At 41.8% G+C, this 18,001-nt stretch carries 16 protein-coding genes and 1 tRNA gene; 11 read left to right on the top strand and 6 right to left on the bottom strand.

What is annotated here, in order from left to right; translation table 11 throughout:
• Positions 1-179: 179 nt before the first annotated feature.
• The 3 genes from M1F17_RS11480 to M1F17_RS11470 form a co-directional block, all read right to left on the bottom strand.
• On the bottom strand, positions 180-1,946 hold the full coding sequence (locus tag M1F17_RS11480) for a bifunctional alpha/beta hydrolase/class I SAM-dependent methyltransferase (RefSeq protein WP_094962520.1): 1,767 nt from the start codon (positions 1,944-1,946) through the stop codon (positions 180-182).
• A 9-nt stretch (positions 1,947-1,955) separates the two neighbouring features.
• Positions 1,956-2,579: a CDP-alcohol phosphatidyltransferase family protein gene (locus M1F17_RS11475; protein ID WP_094962521.1), complete on the bottom strand. Its 624-nt coding sequence runs from the start codon at positions 2,577-2,579 to the stop codon at positions 1,956-1,958.
• Between the two features lie 239 nt (positions 2,580-2,818).
• Positions 2,819-3,622, bottom strand: a complete 804-nt coding sequence (locus M1F17_RS11470) for a helix-turn-helix domain-containing protein (RefSeq protein ID WP_094962522.1) — start codon at positions 3,620-3,622, stop codon at positions 2,819-2,821.
• 153 nt (positions 3,623-3,775) lie between these two features.
• On the opposite strand from M1F17_RS11470, the gene M1F17_RS11465 reads away from it, so the two are divergent.
• The 5 genes from M1F17_RS11465 (at position 3,776) to M1F17_RS11445 (ending at position 9,969) form a co-directional block, all read left to right on the top strand.
• The gene (locus M1F17_RS11465) at positions 3,776-4,726 is read left to right on the top strand and encodes a 4-hydroxyproline epimerase (protein ID WP_094962523.1); all 951 of its coding nucleotides are present in this window, start codon (positions 3,776-3,778) and stop codon (positions 4,724-4,726) included.
• Positions 4,727-4,735: 9 nt separating this feature from the next.
• Positions 4,736-5,983: an NAD(P)/FAD-dependent oxidoreductase gene (locus M1F17_RS11460; RefSeq protein ID WP_094962524.1), complete on the top strand. Its 1,248-nt coding sequence runs from the start codon at positions 4,736-4,738 to the stop codon at positions 5,981-5,983.
• 17 nt (positions 5,984-6,000) lie between these two features.
• A complete protein-coding gene (gene dapA / locus M1F17_RS11455; protein WP_004255111.1) occupies positions 6,001-6,867 on the top strand; it encodes a 4-hydroxy-tetrahydrodipicolinate synthase in 867 nt (288 codons plus the stop codon).
• 8 nt (positions 6,868-6,875) lie between these two features.
• Positions 6,876-8,360, top strand: a complete 1,485-nt coding sequence (locus M1F17_RS11450) for an aldehyde dehydrogenase (RefSeq protein ID WP_144139927.1) — start codon at positions 6,876-6,878, stop codon at positions 8,358-8,360.
• 88 nt (positions 8,361-8,448) lie between these two features.
• The gene (locus M1F17_RS11445; protein ID WP_180311977.1) at positions 8,449-9,969 is read left to right on the top strand and encodes an alanine/glycine:cation symporter family protein; all 1,521 of its coding nucleotides are present in this window, start codon (positions 8,449-8,451) and stop codon (positions 9,967-9,969) included.
• An 8-nt stretch (positions 9,970-9,977) separates the two neighbouring features.
• Here M1F17_RS11445 and M1F17_RS11440 read toward each other — a convergent pair.
• Positions 9,978-10,065: transfer RNA gene (locus tag M1F17_RS11440), tRNA-Ser, on the bottom strand.
• Positions 10,066-10,402: 337 nt separating this feature from the next.
• On the opposite strand from M1F17_RS11440, the gene ghrA reads away from it, so the two are divergent.
• Positions 10,403-11,344 carry a glyoxylate/hydroxypyruvate reductase GhrA gene (gene ghrA, locus M1F17_RS11435; RefSeq protein ID WP_004255104.1) on the top strand — a complete coding sequence of 314 codons (942 nt, stop codon included), beginning with the start codon at positions 10,403-10,405 and terminating at the stop codon, positions 11,342-11,344.
• Positions 11,345-11,481: 137 nt separating this feature from the next.
• Positions 11,482-12,033, top strand: coding sequence for a molecular chaperone (locus tag M1F17_RS11430; protein WP_164455698.1), 552 nt, complete (start codon positions 11,482-11,484; stop codon positions 12,031-12,033).
• A 154-nt stretch (positions 12,034-12,187) separates the two neighbouring features.
• On the opposite strand, the gene M1F17_RS11425 is transcribed toward M1F17_RS11430, so the two are convergent.
• Together M1F17_RS11425 and mdtH are read right to left on the bottom strand one after the other, a co-directional pair.
• Entirely contained in the window at positions 12,188-12,748 is a 561-nt protein-coding gene (locus M1F17_RS11425) for a lipoprotein (RefSeq protein ID WP_094962528.1), read from the bottom strand.
• A 38-nt stretch (positions 12,749-12,786) separates the two neighbouring features.
• Positions 12,787-13,992 carry a multidrug efflux MFS transporter MdtH gene (gene mdtH / locus M1F17_RS11420; RefSeq protein WP_004255096.1) on the bottom strand — a complete coding sequence of 402 codons (1,206 nt, stop codon included), beginning with the start codon at positions 13,990-13,992 and terminating at the stop codon, positions 12,787-12,789.
• 578 nt (positions 13,993-14,570) lie between these two features.
• Between mdtH and rimJ the strand changes: the two genes are divergently transcribed.
• From rimJ to M1F17_RS11400, 4 genes are all read left to right on the top strand, one after another.
• Positions 14,571-15,158: a ribosomal protein S5-alanine N-acetyltransferase gene (gene rimJ, locus M1F17_RS11415; protein WP_094962953.1), complete on the top strand. Its 588-nt coding sequence runs from the start codon at positions 14,571-14,573 to the stop codon at positions 15,156-15,158.
• Between the two features lie 83 nt (positions 15,159-15,241).
• Positions 15,242-16,780: a murein biosynthesis integral membrane protein MurJ gene (murJ, locus tag M1F17_RS11410; protein ID WP_094962954.1), complete on the top strand. Its 1,539-nt coding sequence runs from the start codon at positions 15,242-15,244 to the stop codon at positions 16,778-16,780.
• Between the two features lie 360 nt (positions 16,781-17,140).
• Positions 17,141-17,377: a hypothetical protein gene (locus M1F17_RS11405; protein WP_110591664.1), complete on the top strand. Its 237-nt coding sequence runs from the start codon at positions 17,141-17,143 to the stop codon at positions 17,375-17,377.
• A 43-nt stretch (positions 17,378-17,420) separates the two neighbouring features.
• Positions 17,421-17,993 (top strand): helix-turn-helix transcriptional regulator, encoded by a 573-nt coding sequence (locus M1F17_RS11400; protein ID WP_094962956.1) that lies wholly within the window; start codon positions 17,421-17,423, stop codon positions 17,991-17,993.
• Positions 17,994-18,001: the final 8 nt, after the last annotated feature.

Below are 18,001 nucleotides of genomic sequence, written 5' to 3'. Positions count from 1 at the left end.
CTTTATCCTATTCCTTAAATGTCAACGAACTGGTGGTGATATTAGTAAATGATTGGGAAAACAAATAACGCTAAGCAGCATAGGTGCTTTGCTAACAATAAACAACGGCTATCATCTAAAGTTGAAGTAAGTGATTGATGGCAATAATGTGTCACCAATCACTCTGGAGGATAACTAGATTAACGCCGTCTAGCTATAGATACGCTGAATATGCCCCAGTTATCAATTGATTGGTTTAGTTTTTCAAAGCCCGCTTCTTCAACTAAAGCATCCATTTCGCCTTGGCTACGGCAACGCATAACCCATGCTTGCCCACCTTGGTGGCTTGGGAGTACCCGGGCAATCATTTCAACTTGAGGGTGCCATGGTTGACAGGTATAAATTAATAGCCCGCCAGATGGAATTGCCCGAGAAAGCCCATTTAATGAAGCCTTTATCATTTCATTATTGGGGAACAGCTCATACAAACCACTGACGATGCCAATTGTTGGCGATGGTGAAACCGCAGCTAGATCATCGGCATCAAAAGCATTACCTTCAGTAAATTGGATTTTGTCTTCAAGGTAACGTTCTTTTATATGTAATCGCCCTTGCTCAACATTGATAGGGCTATAGTCTCTTAGCAGGACGGACTCGACTTTTCCATAGTCATTAATCGCATCAAAAATATAACGACCTTGGCCTGCGGCAATATCCATAATTCGCACGGGCGTCCCTTTCTCTGTTAGGTCACGAATAGCCTGCCGAATGATGTTTTCAATATTGACTTTGCGTTGGCGTATTCCTTGCCAGCCAATACTGTTGAGATATTGCCTATCAATCACACGGCCAAACAAGCCTTTCCCCTGCGCTTTATCGCGATATACGTAATCAAGGGTCGAACCTGAATCAAACCCTTTATCATAACCAATACGAATACCTTCAGAAGCTTTGCCAAGTGTGCTCATTGATTTGCTCATAATTTTATAAGCAAGATTTTTGGGGCACCATTTAGGTAATGGAGTCATGAGTGAACGATATTTTTCAGCGCTGACACTCCACGTATCTTCATATTGATAATTATGTTGGTAGCGCGGTAAGGCGAATAATTTGCCAATAAACTCACGAATTTTCTCAAGTGGGATATGGCGTTCTTTTTCACCTAAAGTGTCATGATAAAAACCGGGTAATATATGCTTTTCTTTTATTGGGGTGTTTAATTTTTCAAAAAACTGATGTTGAGGCCGGTGGTGAACAACGTGGTCGCTACCCGAAATAAATAGTTGAGTGGGCAAAGTAATTGCACCCGCATCAGCAACGAGGCGATCAGCCGTTTTATACAGCTCAAGTAAAATATTGACGGCAATAGGGCGAGTGATCAATGGGTCGCGATTAAACGAATCAATTCGTTGTGCATCGTGAGTGAGAAATTTAGCTTTAACATACGAATTTACATAGAACAAGCCTCGAGCCTTTTGCATTAAAGCAAGCCCTGTTCGGGCAAATGGAACATACAATTTAACTTTAAATGCAGGGGAGGCGAGTACCATCCCTCGAATTTTGGGGGCGTAGTCATGAACCCAAGCGGAGACAAGAACGGCACCAACACTTTGCCCAATGACAATGATATTTTCTAACGGAATATTATATTCCGCGGAAATGTAACGCACAAACTCATCGACATCATTGATGGATGTGCTTAGTGAAGGGCTATAACCTCGAGGGCCATCATTTCTACCATGGCCACGGGCATCCCATGCAAACATAGCATAGTCAGGTAAATTGAGTTCATCGACTAAATGGGCGACTCGGCCGGAATGTTCATGGCCTCGATGAAATAAAATAATCGCTTTGTTGGTCGGCGTTTCTGTTGGCCAATGTCGATAAAAAAGAGAAGTATGGTCACTGGTGGTAAATTGGGACTCAATAACGGGACGTTGCGTCAGATAATCTGTCTGAACGTTCATAATTCTTCCTTAATTATTATTCGCAGGTGTAGATAATTCACAAAGAGCACGGCGAATACGGTTATAGCAAGTATAAAACAGCAACAAAGTTAAAAGGATAAACAGATAATTTACCCAACTAGAAAAGATAATCTGTGGAAAAATGCTAACGAGCAGTCCTAGCGTACCAAAAATAAAGGCTCGATCACTTTTACCAATAGGGCCGTCATAGCGCCGAGATGCACCAATTGATTGAGCGATAACGCCAATAAACTCAGTGAGTAGCGCAAGAAATAGAATTAATAAAATAAGCCAAAATGCTTGAGGGAAAATAACGGCAAATGGTAAGTAGAGTGCGACATCTGAAATGACATCACCAAGCTCATTCAATATTGCACCCAGATGGCTTTTCTGGTTGTGTTCTCTTGCTAACATGCCATCAATCGCATTGAGTGCCATACGAATAAACAGAACGAAAGGTAATAAAATAAACAGGTGCGGATTTGGAATGAACAGTAATAGCATTCCGCTGATCACGGATAAAAGTAAAGCCGCCAAAGTGACTTGGTTGGCGGTAACTCCCACACTAAATAACTTATGAACAATTGGACGAAGCAGATCTTGAAATTTAGGTTTCAGATCGTAAATGGTCATTGAGTGTTCCTTTCTCGTCACTGCACAATGATGCAGCTTTGGGATATATCAATACCCGATTGATTGATGTCTGCAATAAGAGCTATCTTAAGTTAGAAAATAACCAAGGAATATAGCCGTGTAATTTTAGTAAAAAAATTATTCTAACTATTTGAATAATTAACTAAAAACATTTAATGAAATTAAATGGAATGGATTTATTCACGTTGAGGAAAACAGATTAACAATATGATACCCGATCACGTCAATATCTTTTGTTTATCGATTTTTGAACGCATTCGTTTAAATTGGCTGGGTGTCATTGTGGTCATTTCTTTGAATTTACGGCAAAAAGCGCTGTGATCAGCGTAGGCACATTTACTGGAAATCTCAGTGATTGAAAAATCATCTTCGAGCAGTTCAATAGCATGTTCAAGCCGCATTTTTTGAATATATTGCTGGGGGGTTATCAAAAAAATAGCTTTAAACTGGCGGTTTAATTGAGAAAGGGAGAGGCCAGATATTTCAGCAAGAGTTGTCATTTTTATAGCGGTATCAAAATGTTCACTAATATGGCGTTCAACACGGCTAAGCTGGTTGTTCAGCTTAGGACTGACAGATTTTACATCTTGTAAATCCACTGAAATTCCTGCAACCCCAATAACCTGGTTACGTGTATTAAAAATAGGAACCTTAGTCGTTAAGCACCATCCCAACAAACCCGCTTTATACAGGTGAAGCTCTAGTTTATTAATGACGCTAATTTTCTTTTCCATCACTAAATAGTCCTGAGAACTATAAGTTTGGCCGAGTTCCGAATGAAAAATATCCTCAGCGCCTTTACCAACGAGATGATTAACACTGTCGATTTTACAACGAGTAGCTAGATTATCATTAGCCAATAAATACTTTGCATTATGGTCTTTTATAAAAAAAGTCACATTAGGCAAGGTATTAATTAGAGGCATAATTAAACCTAAATGATTTAATAAAACGTCAATATTATCAACGGGAAACAGCATATTTTCCTGACTAATCAATAGCAATTTATTTAGATTGATCATGCTGCGCTCCGAAATATTAAATTAATCTTACTAATTCTGTTAAATATTTTGAGATTGTGCAGAAAACCGCATAAGTTTGTTAGAAAGATATCAAGAGTTGTTAACAAAAATCAAGCATTCTATTAACAATGATAATAAATAGGATGCTAGCTGATGCAATCTCAATATACCAAAATTGAAGTTATCGATTCCCATACCGCAGGCGAGCCAACTCGGCTAGTCATTGATGGATTCCCTGATTTAGGGCAACAAAGCATGGCATCGAGATTGGAGCAATTACGCAAGCAACATGATGTATGGCGTAAAACCACCATTTTAGAGCCACGTGGCAATGACATTCTTGTTGGCGCATTACTCTGCAAACCACAAAACCCAGCGGCAACAGCAGGTGTGATTTTTTTTAACAATCAAGGTTATCTGGGAATGTGTGGCCACGGCACTATCGGTTTAGTGGCTTCGTTGCATTTTCTCGGTCATATCACTTATGGCAAACATCTTATTGAAACTCCGGTAGGAGATGTGACGGCGCAACTACACCAAGATGGTAGCGTGAGCATTCAGAATGTTTATTCATATCGTTATCGCAAAGCGGTACAAGTTAATGTTCCAGACCTCGGCCCCATTACTGGGGATATTGCTTGGGGCGGAAATTGGTTTTTTCTTGTTGAACAGTCACCAGTCGCCATTGATTACCAAAATATTAAATTACTGACAGAAGTCAGCTTAAAGATTAAACAAGCCTTAGCTGATCAAGGTATCTACGGTAAAGATGACCAAGAAATTGACCATATCGAATTATTCGGTTCACACCCCAATGCTAATAGCCAAAGTTTTGTTTTGTGCCCTGGTGGCGCTTATGACCGCTCGCCTTGTGGAACAGGAACCAGCGCCAAACTTGCCTGCTTAGCGGCAGATAAAAAACTGGCAGCTGGTGAAATCTGGCATCAAGCCAGTGTTATTGGTAGCCAATTTCAAGCCAGTTTTCAGCAGGCAGATGAAAACGGCATTATTCCTACTATTCGCGGACATGCCTATATCAGTGGGAAAAATACCTTATTGATAGATGAACAAGACCCATTTCGGTTTGGAATTTCGGTGGCATAGGGGAATGAAATGGAACGCAAATATCCAGTGATTGTAGTGGGTGGCGGTATTATTGGCCTGAGTATTGCGCTGACAGTTCAAGCTAATGGGTCAAACGTATTGTTGCTTGATAAACATGAAATTGGCCAAGGCGCCTCATTTGGCAACGCAGGGCATATTGCGACAGAACAAGTTTTTCCGATTGCTGACCCGAGTGTCTTAAAATCACTTCCGAAAATGCTACTTGACCCATTAGGGCCTTTGCGCTTGGATTGGCGTTATCTATTACCCTTAACCCCTTGGTTAATAAAATTATTGGGTAATATGCGCCATAAGCCTTTTACCCATATTCATCACACTTTGACGACATTAAATAGTGCCGCTTTTGATTCATGGCAAGCATTTATTCAAAAATGGCAATTAAGTGACCTTGTCAAAATGAAGGGGTCACTGTTGGTGGCTGAGAAAAAAGAAACTCTCGATAAGTTAAGTCATCACAGTGAGTACCTACAAAGTATTGGTGTGACAAATCAATTGATTGGTCAAAATGCGCTACTCACACGCGAACCTGCTTTATCTGAAAGCCAAATCGGGGGCATTTTTTATCCAGATACAGGCCATGTTGTGGATTTATGTGCATTACACCAAAAGTTGACCGAGGCGTTTTTACAAGCGGGTGGGCAGGTATTAACCCACTGTGAAGTAACAGAAATTACATCAACATCGAATCAACAAGCAGTATTGACAACGACCCAAGGGCAGTTCACAGGACAAAAAATTGTTATTGCAGGTGGCGCATTCTCTAAATCATTAGTCAAAATGGTCAGCCGCATCAAAGTGCCACTTGAAACAGAGCGTGGTTATCACTTGATGTTGCCGAATGAATTAGGCCGTTTATCAATACCAGTATCAAGTATGGATAGGCGTTTTATTATGACGCCAATGTCTCAAGGTCTACGCCTTGCAGGAACCGTGGAATACGCAGGGCTAAAGCGCCCCGCAAATATGCAGCGTGCTCAACATTTTCTTCCGTTAGCACAACCAATGCTCAAAGAAGCATTAAACAGCCAACAATCGACATCATGGATGGGGTTTCGCCCATCCACATCAGACTCATTGCCAGTTTTAGACCACAAAGGCCCCTATATTTTTGCATTTGGTCACCAACACTTGGGGTTAACCCAAGCGGCGATCACTGCAGATATTGTAAATAGTTTTATACATCAGCAGCCGACAAGTATCGACTGTACCCCTTTTTCCATTGAACGATTTCTTTAATTTTGAGGAGAATTCAAATGAATTTCCATGGCATTCTTGTTCCTTTAGTGACCCCGTTTCATGATGATTTAACACTAAATGTCAGTGCACTTGCTGAATTAACTGAAAAACTTATTGAGCGAGGTGTTACCGGTTTAGTAGTTTGTGGAACAACAGGGGAATATTACGCATTAAATGAAGATGAACGTAAAACCGTGTTATCTACCGTTTGCAAGATTGCAAAAGGGCGAGTGACATTAATTGCGGGCATTAACGACTTATCAACCGAGGGGGCAATCGCACGCGCGAAACAAGCTCAAGAGCTCGGTTATGAAGGGTTAATGTTATCGCCTCCGCCGTATAGTCTGCCGGACCAGCAAGGGGTGTATGCCCACTATGAAAAAGTCGCAAAATCAACACCATTACCCATTATTATGTACAATTTTCCCGCTCGGATTGGTATTGAAATCGACATTGAAACGGTCATTAAGTTAGCTGAAATTGACAATATTGTCGCCATCAAAGAAAGCAGCGGTAGCTTTAGCCGAGCATTGCATCTATTACAAACACCATTCAAAAATTTCGAGGTTATTTGTGGCTGTGATGACCAACCTGTGGATTTCTTCTTTTGGGGTTCGAAAAGTTGGATAGCGGGGGCGGGGAACGTATTCCCAGCAGAGCAAGTTGCTATTTTTAATGCAGCACAGGCAGGTGACTGGCAACAAGCGAAGCAAATTATGACTGAAATCTATCCTGCAATTTACTCAATGGAGTCAGGGAACTATAACCAAAAAGCTAAGGCGGGTTGCTTGAATGGAACGTTCAATGTTGGCCCGGTTCGTTTGCCTCTGTCAAATCTAGCGTCTCAAGAACGCGATGAATTCATTAAATTAATTAAACGCTAGGGGGAAATATGACCATGACCCAACAGCAGGTGTTTGAATGTGCAAAACAAGGGAAACTGTGGGCGGGCAATTTAATTGCAGGGCACCCAGAACAGCAAAATAAATTAGAAAACCGTACCCCAATCGATAATAGCGTTATTGGTTTTATTGCTGACGGTGATGCGAACGATATTAATGCCGCGGTACAGGTAGCGCGTAACACATTTAATCAAGGTGAATGGCGCGGGTTATCGCCTCAAGAACGTAAAGTTGTCATGCTTAAATGGGCTCATCTCATTGAAAAACACAGTGAAGAGCTTGCGGCGCTAGATTGTATTGATGCAGGTAAGCCTATCACTGAATGCTTAAATACGGATTTACCTGCAACGATTGACACCTTTTATTGGTATGCCGAAGCGATTGACAAACTGTTTGGTAAAATTGCACCAACAAGCCATCAAGAATTGGGGTTGATAGTGCATGAGCCTATTGGCGTGGTTGGTGCAGTGTTGCCGTGGAATTTCCCTGCTCAGATGTTTGCATGGAAAGTGGCACCCGCTCTCGCGGTAGGCAACTCGGTGATTGTGAAACCTGCCGAATTAACCTCATTAAGTGCTTATCGTATGGTGGAACTGGCCTATGAGGCAGGAGTCCCTAAAGGCGCATTAAGTCTAGTCTGTGGGTTAGGTGAAAAAGTCGGGGAAGCTCTTGGCCGCCATCATGATGTGGATGTTGTGTCATTCACCGGTTCAACAGAGGTAGGGCGTTTATTCTTAAAATATTCAGCAGAAAGTAACTTAAAAGAAATTGTACTCGAATGTGGGGGAAAAAGCCCTCAAGTGGTGTTTGAAGATGCCAATATTGAGGCGGCAATTCCGCATATTATGGCGGCTGCCTTTTGGAATATGAGTGAAAATTGCAGCTGCGGTTCTCGCTTAATTGTGCATGAAAGTATCAAAAAAACACTATTAGAGAAACTTGCCGTCGCCGTTAAAGAATGGAAAGTCGGCGACCCAAGGCATGCGGATATTTCAATTGGGCCAATGGTCGAACAAGCTCACTTTGAAAAAGTGAAATCATTTTTAGATTCCACATTAAAAGAGGGCGGAAAACTCATTGCTGGTGGGAAGGTCCATCATGAATTGGGGGCTGGATGGTATATCGAACCGACAATTTTTGATGAAGTCACTCCTGAAATGTCACTATTTAAGCATGAAGTTTTTGGCCCTATTTTAGCCGTTACGTCTTTTAAAACTGATGATGAAGCGGTCGCTTTGGCCAATAACACTCAATATGGTTTAGCGGCTTCATTTTATAGCCAAAATATTCACCGAGCCATGCAAATTGCACAGCGCATTAATGCAGGCACCGTTTCAGTCAATGGTTTTAGTGAAGGCAATATTACAACGCCGTTTGGTGGCTTTCGTCAATCAGGCTTTGGCGGTAAAGACAACGGTTTAGAGGCATTTGAACAATACACTCAAACCAAGGTTATCTGGTTTATTCATCAATAAAAACGTTGACCTGAGTACCTTATTGGACTCAGGTTTTTTTTTACCCTGCAAATACAAATAAACAATTACAATAACGAAGGAGTACAAAATGGAAGCCATCGTTAATACAATCGTTGGTTACATCTGGGGTAATGCATTAGTGGTGTTATCGCTAGGTGTTGGGCTCTATTTTACATTAGCGACTCGCGGTGTACAGTTTCGCTATCTCATTAAAATGGTATGTTTGTTAAAGGAAAATAAAGCGTCAAAAGAAGGAATTTCCTCCTTCCAAGCATTCTGTTTAGCATTATCAGGGCGTGTAGGGGTAGGTAATATTGCGGGGGTGGCGACAGCCATTGCCGCAGGCGGCCCCGGTGCAATCTTCTGGATGGTTGTCATGGGGCTATTGGGGGGAGCAAGCGCATTTATCGAATCCACACTTGCTCAAGTATACAAACAGCGCTCTGATGGCCAATACCGCGGAGGCTCCCCTTACTATATCGAGAAAGGGTTAAAACTGAAACCATTTGCCATTATAGTGGCTGCGGTTATTTGCCTATCTTATGGAGTACTGGTTCCGGGTATTCAAGCCAATACCATTGCTGATTCCTTTCAAACTGCATTTAACTTACCCCCAATTGCGACAGGCGGCATTGTGACAGTGCTGATGGCATGGTTAATCTTTGGTGGTGTAAAACGTATTGCGAGTGCAGCAGACAAGATCGTGCCAATTATGGCATTGGCATATATCGTCATGATGGTGATCATCTTGGGTAGCCATTACGAACAAGTGCCGGGTATGTTCAGTTTAATTTTCCGTAGTGCGATGGGAATGGACGCTGTATTCGGTGGTATTGTTGGTACGGCTGTCTCATGGGGTGTGCGCCGTGCCGTTTTTTCCAACGTGGCAGGTGCGGGTGAAGCCACATTTAGTTCTGCGGCGGCCGAGGTAAGCCACCCTGTAAAACAAGGGTTAATTCAAGCGTTTTCTATTTATATCGATACTGTCGTTGTGTGTACAGCATCAGGTTTGATGATCCTTGTCACCAATATGTATAACGTTTTTCCAGATGGTTCGGCGACTGCCTTAGTCGAATATGTTCCCGGGGTTGCCGCGGGGACCGCATGGACACAAATGGCGGTATCAACAGTCTTTACTTCTGCAGGGTCGGGATTTGTCTCAATCGCCGTATTTTTATTCGCTTTCACAACCTTGATGGCCTATTACTATATTGCAGAAACCACGATTGTTTATCTCGATAGAAAATTGCGTTACCCCATTTTGAAATTGATACTTAAGTTTGTATTTCTGATTATTGTTTTTATGGGAAGCGTCCAGTCAGTGAGCTTAATGTGGAGCCTTGGCGATATTGGGTTCGGTAGTATGAGTTACCTTAATCTTATTGCCATAGTCTTCCTGTCGAAACCTGCATTACGAGCACTGCGTGACTTTGAGCGGCAGGAAAAACTAGGCGTTGATCCGGTGTTTGACCCGAAAGTCGCTGGGATAGAAAATGCAGAACTCTGGGAAGATATAAGCCGCGAATATTACGAACAAGGAATTGGTATAGAACCGAAAGAGAAAAAAAATCAAGGAATGGCATATCAAGAAGAAGAGAGGAAAAACTAGAAGAAAAATGGCGGTGAGGGAGGGATTCGAACCCTCGATACGTTGCCGTATACACACTTTCCAGGCGTGCTCCTTCAGCCTCTCGGACACCTCACCGTTTTTCTAAATCTGTTGTGGAGTAGGGAATAAAAACCTGCTCTGCAACGGGGCGCTACTATAGGGAAAATAGCGTCTAACGTCAACTCCCTATTTATCCTTTTTCCGACTTTTGTTGCTGTTTAGCTAAATAAAAAACAATTTGATTATTATCTAATCTTAAATGTTATCAGCTAAGGTAAATAATACGTTTAATGTTAATTTGAAACGGCAAGTCGTGAAGATAAAAAGCGTTAGCTAGTTAACAAAATTCTGATTGAATACAGTGTATCGGCTTGATTAACTTGAAAAGAAATGCCATTCGGCACACTCTGTTAGAAACTAAAGAGGAGTTGCCATGAATATTTTATTTTACCATCCATTTTTTGATTCAAAACAGTGGATTGAGGGCATGAAAGCGCGATTACCCCAAGTGAATATTCGCCAATGGGAAAAAGGGGATAACCAAAGTGCAGATTACGCTATGGTTTGGTTACCGCCTTATGAATGTCTCGCTGGTCGCAGTGATTTAAAAGGTATTTTCGCGTTAGGTGCGGGTGTGGATGCTATTTTAAAGCAAGAACAAGACAAACCTGGGACCTTACCGGCAGGCGTTCCTGTAATGCGTTTGGAAGACACTGGAATGGCGATTCAAATGGAAGAATACGCTTGTGCAAAAGTGTTAAGCTACTTTCGTCGTATGGATGAGTACCGCCAATTACAATCACAGCGACAATGGAAGCAATTACCAGCCTACCAACACGAAGATTTTGTCATTGGTGTTATGGGAGCAGGGGCATTAGGGCAAGCGGTTGCAAAACGCTTAGTCAGCTTTGGTTTTCATGTAAGAACATGGAGTCGCTCTGAAAAACAACTTGATAACGTAAAAAGCTATTTTGGTAATGACCAATTAGCTAGCTTTCTTTCTGGAACCCGTGTGATTATTAATCTTCTGCCAAGCACGCCAGAAACGGTGGGAATTTTAAACCAGCAACTATTTAGCCAATTAGAGCAAGGGGCATATGTTATCAACCTTGCACGTGGTGCTCATCTGATTGAGCAAGATTTGCTTTTAGCGCTTGAATCAGGGCAAGTTGCAGGTGCTGCGCTTGATGTTTTTGCGAGTGAACCGTTATCGCAAATGCACCCGTTCTGGACGCATCCACGCATCGCTATCACGCCCCATGTTGCCGCCTTTACAAAACCGAAAGAAGCTATGGATATGATTGTCAGTAATATCCAGCGCATCGAAGCTGGCCAAGCTCCTATTGGTGTGGTTGATATGCAACGCGGTTATTAGTCACTTCTTTGTTGCGAGTGGTCTTTGTGAACACTCGCAATCATCACCCCTAATATCTTTCCTATTTTTTCGATATACTGAAAGTAACTGCTTCGGTCACGAGGTGTGACTACTGAATCTGAAAAATAGGATAATATATGAACGAATTTTCAATCGTCTGCCGTATTTTGGGGACACTATTTCAACGTAGTCCCTCTGATAGCCTCGTAAAGCCGCTTATTGATATGATTGCTCAAGATAAATTAAAAGCATCATGGCCATTGGAGCAAGATGAATTATGGTCGCGCATGGCAAAAGATCTCGATATCAATGCGGTTAATGCGGATTACCAAGCCCTGTTTGTAGGTGAATCCCCAGCAGTTTCAATGCTAGCGAATGATTACGATTCTGAAATTACAGAAGCAGAAGTTCGCGAATTTTTAACTGTGAGAGGAATGTCCCTGACGAATGCACCTGCGGATGCTTTTGGTGCGTTACTACTCGCGGCTTCTTGGTTGGAAGACCAAGCGGCAGAAGATGAAACAGCCGCCCAAGAAGAATTATTTGATAGCTATATTCTTAGCTGGTATGGCAGCTTTCTAGGTAAAGTTGAAGCGCATGCTACAACCACGTTTTATCGTACTTTAGCCCAAATTACGCGTGATGCAGTTATTGCTCTGCGTGATGAGCTTGACTCAGAAACCGAATAGCTGTGACGCCGTCACTTTTTTATGATGATGTTACTTATGTTTTAGTCAGCGGTATTGATTAATAATTTTGTTTGAAGATTGAATAAGTTAGAAAGGCAACAGACTTTTTGTTGCCTTTCATGCTTTTATCAATCGAAATAATTTATGGTTAAAATTAATCAACTAATGGAATGACCAGTTTGCCCGGTTTGATTTCAAGACCTTTAGCGAGTTTCTTCGCAGTTGCTTCAGCAGCACCATTATCTGGATTTAACACATAAACAGGCTGAGTTTCAAAGAAAGTTTCAAGGGAACTATTTAAGTAAGGAATAACAGCTGACATTGCCGTATCCATATTTTCGGGTGTTACCTTGTAACTGCTAATATTTAACTCTTTTAAGTAAATTGAGCCGGTTTTGGCGTCAAAATAAGGACGAGCAGTGAGGGTCAGGTTAATTTGTGCTTCTGCTTTACCAATCAGCGAGTCTAATTTAACGCTTGCATCCCCTGTCAACGCGACTTTTCCAGGTTCACTGCGGCCGATTTCTGATTTTAAATTAGCGAGTTGAATATCCGCATCAGCAAAGCCAGTAATGCCGACCTTGTGGTCATATTTTACTTTATTAGCAAGATAATCATTAATTTGTGATTCACTAATACTAAACTCAGATAATTGACTACAACCCGATAAGAGAGTGAGAAAGCCCACCATAGCGGCGATTATAAACTTCTTCATAAAGACTCCTTTTACAGTAATACCGCTAGTTTAGCGCATTACTGCCCACTCAACATGACTGTTTCAATTTTTTTACGGTTAAATTGCTTATGCAGTGCCCATAAAGTGATAAAACCGATGATCCCTAATAAGAACCAAGGTAATTGTGGCATATTCCATTGGTGGCCAATATCGTACATCCAGCCGCCACCGGTGTAACCGACAGCTCCGCCTAAAGCAAGGCCTAAGCGGCTAAAGCCCATATAGCTCCCTCTGGCTCTTGGGTCAGCAAGTGATGCGCTTAGTGTTTCTCTAGCGGGGTCGGCAGTCACAGTACCTAAATAAAATAGGCAAATAAGGGCAAATAGCGTGTTGAGTGAGGTTGTCATGCCAATTGGAAACATGCTGAGACTCATTAAAAATAGCCCGGCCATGAGCCGTTGCTCAAGGCGAAAATGTTTTTCGCTCCAACGTGCAATAGGGTAAAGCAATGTTAAGGATATCGCTGCTTCAATCGCATACATCCATTTGACGGCAGTTGGCGTACCCGCTAACTCGTTGACAACAATAGGAAACATAAGCATCACTTGTACTGACAACATAAAATAGCCAGCTAAAGTGACTACATAAGTCACAAAGCGTTTGTCTTTTAGTACGCGACCCATACCTTCTTTAATAGGGGTTCTGATGGTTGATATTCGATAAGCAGGTAACAACCAAGCATTACAGATAGCAGCAATAATAAAAACAGCAGCGCCAACCCAGCAGACATAATGGAAGTCATATTGTAATAACCAACTACCAATCAACGCGCCAATAACGGCTCCAGCACTGTCTTGCATTAAGAGTAAAGAATAAAAACGGCCGCGTTCATAAGGGCGGGTTAACTTGATGACTAATGCTGTACGAGGGGGATCAAACAAGGTTCCACCCAGTGCAGAAAGGACGCAAGATAACCATAAAACCCAAGGGTCATGGGCCACTGCCATCACCGCAAAACCACTGGCACGTAATAGCATTCCAATAACAATCATGGGCTTCGCGCCAAATCGGTCAGCGATAGCACCGCCAAAGATACCTAAACCCTGTTGAACAAACTGACGAAGCCCTAAGGCAAAACCCACCACCACGGCGGCCCAACCTAGTTGATCAACAAAACGAATGGAAATAAGTGGAAAAACAACAAAAAAGCCGAGGACAACCAACATGTTGTCAAGCAAAAGGAAATACTTACCAAGGCTTCTTGCCCGTGACACCTGCGCCATGAGACACCATCAGAAAAATAGCAAAGAGGGAATGATGCTTAAAATTAGTTATTAATAATATCAGTATATTGAGGTTTGATAGATGATATTTTTTTATCGATAAATATTCGTCATACTTCACTTTGTGACGATGTTGACTGCGTTCGGCTCCTTGGGTCACATACTAGTGTATGCTCCCCAAGCTATCCTCCTGGTCGCCTAGTCACAGAGCGAATTATTTAGAATATTGATAGGGGGCCATACTTCACTCTGTGACGGTGTTGACTGCGTTCGGCTCCTTGGGTCACATACTAGTGTATGCTCCCCAATCTATCCTCTCTGGTCGCCTAGTCACAGAGCGAATTATTTAGAATATTGATAGGGGGCCATACTTCACTCTGTGACGGTGTTGATTGCGTTCGGCTATTTGGGTCACATACTTGAGTATGCTCCTCAATGAAGGCATCTAGTGATGTATTCATATTTTAATTTACGTAACATATTTTTCGTGAATGAATTGTAAGCTACACTTTAACGTTCTAAGTTATTGGCTTGGAACTAAAGAAAATATCTGGCTTTTTATTAATTAAGGGTTAACGATGTTTGGTTATCGTTCAAATGTACCGAAAGTGCGTCTTGTCACTGATAGAATGGTTATTCGTTTGACTTACGAACGTGATAATTATCGACTAGCTGATTATTACAGTCTGAATAAAGACTTTTTAATTCCGTGGGAACCCATCAGGGACAACTCTCATTACCAGCCCGCTGGCTGGCATAATCGGTTACAAGTCATGAATGAAATGCATCGAGAAGGAAGTGCTTTCCATTTCTTACTATTAGATAAAGAAGAAAACGAAGTTATGGGGGTAGCGAACTTTAGTAATGTATTGCGCGGCTCATTTTATGCCTGTTACTTAGGCTATTCACTAGGTGAAAAATGGCAAGGACAAGGTCTAATGTATGAAGCGCTAACCCAAGCGATTCGTTATATGCAACAACACCAAAAAATGCACCGAATTATGGCAAATTATATGCCTCATAATATGCGTAGTGGTCATTTATTGACTAAGCTTGGCTTTGAACGTGAAGGCTATGCAAAGCAATACTTACAAATTAATGGTGAGTGGCGTGACCATGTATTGACGGCATTGACAGATAACACTTGGGCGCTGAATAAAGCCTAAATTCCTAATTTACTTTTCAATCGTAGTCAGTTGCAGCGCTCGCTGTTAAACTGATGCGATTGTATTCTTTTAGTCTATCAATCATGAATTTATTAAAATCGTTGGCGGCAGTAAGCTCCATGACCATGATGTCTCGTGTGCTTGGGTTTATTCGCGACGCCATTATCGCTCGGGTTTTTGGTGCAGGAGCCGCGGCGGACGCCTTTTTTGTCGCATTTAAGCTACCGAATCTTTTACGTCGAATTTTTGCCGAAGGTGCATTTTCACAAGCTTTTGTCCCAATATTGGCGGAATACAAAAATCAGCAGGGAGAAGAGGCCACTCGTACATTCGTCGCTTATATTGCTGGGATGCTAACCCTTGCTTTGGCGATTGTAACTATCCTTGGTATGATTGCTGCCCCTTGGATCATTTATGTCACCGCACCTGGATTTACTGACGATGCTGACAAATTTGCGCTGACGACAGATCTTTTACGAGTCACATTCCCTTATATTTTTCTGATCTCTCTGGCCTCTCTCGCTGGGGCTATCCTGAATACTTGGAACCGTTTCTCAGTCCCTGCATTCGCGCCAACATTGCTCAATGTCAGTATGATCATTTTTGCTGCTTTTGCAGCCCCATACTTTAACCCACCCATAATGTCATTAGCATGGGCAGTGCTGGTTGGCGGTGTTTTGCAACTGGTCTATCAGCTACCACACCTTAAAAAGGTGGGCATGTTAGTGCTACCGCGCTTATCATTTCGTGATAGTGGGGTTTGGCGTGTAATGAAAATGATGGGTCCCGCTATTATCGGGGTTTCTGTCGCGCAAATTTCTTTGATTATCAATACGATATTTGCCTCTTTTTTACAATCTGGTTCAGTATCATGGATGTACTACGCCGATAGGCTAATGGAGTTACCATCAGGGGTACTTGGAGTAGCTCTTGGAACGATTTTATTGCCATCACTTGCGAAAAGCTTTACGAGTGGCAACCAAAACGAATATCGTCACTTGATGGATTGGGGGTTACGCCTTTGTCTGCTACTGGCATTACCTTGTGCGTTAGGGTTGGCGATACTCTCTGAAGCATTAACCGTATCTTTATTCCAATACGGTAATTTTACGGCGCATGACTCACTTATGACACAATATGCCTTAATTGCCTATTGTGTCGGGTTAACTGGGATGATTTTGGTGAAAATTTTGGCACCAGGTTTTTATTCACGCCAAGATATTCGTACCCCAGTGAAAATTGCGATTGTCACGTTAATCTTAACGCAACTGATGAACTTAGCCTTTATCGGGCCATTACAACATGCAGGTTTAGCTTTATCCATTGGGTTAGCTGCCTGTTTTAATGCGGGAGTTCTCTATTGGCAATTGCGCAAGCAAGATATTTTTCAGCCTTTAGCGGGCTGGAAAGGGTTTATCGTTAAACTATTGATAGCGTTAATTGTAATGGGTGCCGTGCTATTTGGTGTCTTACATTTTATGCCGTCTTGGCAAGAAGGTAATATGCTGATGCGTATGCTACGTTTGATAGGCGTCGTGATTGTTGGCGCGGGGAGTTATTTCGTTGCTTTATACGTGCTCGGGTTCCGCCCTCGTGATTTTATGAAACGCAGTATTGCCTAATTAATAAGTATGTCAATGACCTTAAAAGCCCAATTTTAATGAGGAGAGCTCATAAAATTGGGCTTTTTTATCTATGTAATCTACGTAGTTAAGGTGCCAACAGGCATAAATTCTTTCCCTTCAATTTCTAATTATCTACTCAAATTTATTCTCTTTATAACTGAATTATTAATTTCAAAATTATTTCATGAAATTTCAATTAATTGTTTTCATTGATAAAAATAATGTCCAGCTCTATTTCTGGGGTATATTTACTGGGTTGTTGTGACAGCAATTAATTTCAGGGGAGTATTCAATTTATTGAATATTACTTGTTGACCGATGTCAACGGAATGGCTATGTTATGTATCAAGGAGGTCGATGAAAAAACACCCAAATAAGCATGTTCAGGCAGCTATTGAATATGCGATAGAAAATGGCTGGGTCTGGGTTACAGCAGGAAACTCATCACATACTTTCTGCAAGTTACGCTGTGGTAACGCAGTGGGTGAACACAAAACACATATGATGAGTGTCTGGTCAACGCCAAAAGTTATGGAAGTGCATGCTAAACAGATAATACGTAAAGTGAATTACTGCATTGCTCTTTTAGGTTAATCCAAGCGGCTTAGGCCGCTTATTTATGTAAGATGGGGAAATTATGGCGCTATTTACTTTCACATTAACACTATCGGGTGTGACTGCTGATACGGAAGGCTTAGTTGATACCTTATTCGCCGCAGGCTGTTGCGATGCATTGGTGTGCTTTTATGGTAAATCGGTTTATTTAGAATTTGATAGGGAAGCGGAATCTTTTGATCTTGCAATTGAAACTGCGATTACAGATGTTGAAAGTACATCGCTGAATATAAAAGTGGAATCTATTGATTCCGCTTTGGTTGGGTTAAGTGATATTGCAGAATTGACAGGGCTAACCCGTCAAGCAGTGGCTTTGCTGAAAGATGGGGCTCGAGGTAAAGGCCATTTCCCTACACCCGTACAACGTTTGAGAGGGACATCCCCGTTATGGGACTGGGCGAGTGTTGCTGATTGGCTACAACAGAATAACCGGTTGTCGAATAACCCTGAACTTTATGAACAAGCAAAAATACTTTGTAAATGGAACTTAGTACTCCGTAATTGCGCAAATGAATATATCGATGAATTACAAAAACGAACAACAAAGTTAGCGAAACAGCGCAAACAAAAACGGCTCACCAAAGTGAACCGTTAATAGACTAT

The organism is Providencia sp. PROV073, assembly GCF_033688125.1.
Classification (GTDB): Bacteria; Pseudomonadota; Gammaproteobacteria; order Enterobacterales; family Enterobacteriaceae; genus Providencia; species Providencia hangzhouensis.
The sequence above is the reverse complement of the archived record's forward strand: the minus strand, read 5'-3'. Positions and strand labels throughout refer to the sequence as shown.

Excerpts from the sequence above, each read along its gene's own strand:
- M1F17_RS11475 (WP_094962521.1), bottom strand. The coding sequence starts at position 2,579 with ATGACCATTTACGATCTGAAACCTAAATTTCAAGATCTGCTTCGTCCA.
- M1F17_RS11470 (WP_094962522.1), bottom strand. The coding sequence starts at position 3,622 with ATGATCAATCTAAATAAATTGCTATTGATTAGTCAGGAAAATATGCTG.
- M1F17_RS11430 (WP_164455698.1), top strand. The coding sequence starts at position 11,482 with ATGAACGAATTTTCAATCGTCTGCCGTATTTTGGGGACACTATTTCAA.
- M1F17_RS11445 (WP_180311977.1), top strand. The coding sequence starts at position 8,449 with ATGGAAGCCATCGTTAATACAATCGTTGGTTACATCTGGGGTAATGCA.
- M1F17_RS11460 (WP_094962524.1), top strand. The coding sequence starts at position 4,736 with ATGGAACGCAAATATCCAGTGATTGTAGTGGGTGGCGGTATTATTGGC.
- M1F17_RS11400 (WP_094962956.1), top strand. The coding sequence starts at position 17,421 with ATGGCGCTATTTACTTTCACATTAACACTATCGGGTGTGACTGCTGAT.
- mdtH (WP_004255096.1), bottom strand. The coding sequence starts at position 13,992 with ATGGCGCAGGTGTCACGGGCAAGAAGCCTTGGTAAGTATTTCCTTTTG.
- M1F17_RS11465 (WP_094962523.1), top strand. The coding sequence starts at position 3,776 with ATGCAATCTCAATATACCAAAATTGAAGTTATCGATTCCCATACCGCA.
- dapA (WP_004255111.1), top strand. The coding sequence starts at position 6,001 with ATGAATTTCCATGGCATTCTTGTTCCTTTAGTGACCCCGTTTCATGAT.
- murJ (WP_094962954.1), top strand. The coding sequence starts at position 15,242 with ATGAATTTATTAAAATCGTTGGCGGCAGTAAGCTCCATGACCATGATG.
- M1F17_RS11450 (WP_144139927.1), top strand. The coding sequence starts at position 6,876 with ATGACCATGACCCAACAGCAGGTGTTTGAATGTGCAAAACAAGGGAAA.
- ghrA (WP_004255104.1), top strand. The coding sequence starts at position 10,403 with ATGAATATTTTATTTTACCATCCATTTTTTGATTCAAAACAGTGGATT.
- M1F17_RS11480 (WP_094962520.1), bottom strand. The coding sequence starts at position 1,946 with ATGAACGTTCAGACAGATTATCTGACGCAACGTCCCGTTATTGAGTCC.
- M1F17_RS11425 (WP_094962528.1), bottom strand. The coding sequence starts at position 12,748 with ATGAAGAAGTTTATAATCGCCGCTATGGTGGGCTTTCTCACTCTCTTA.
- rimJ (WP_094962953.1), top strand. The coding sequence starts at position 14,571 with ATGTTTGGTTATCGTTCAAATGTACCGAAAGTGCGTCTTGTCACTGAT.
- M1F17_RS11405 (WP_110591664.1), top strand. The coding sequence starts at position 17,141 with ATGAAAAAACACCCAAATAAGCATGTTCAGGCAGCTATTGAATATGCG.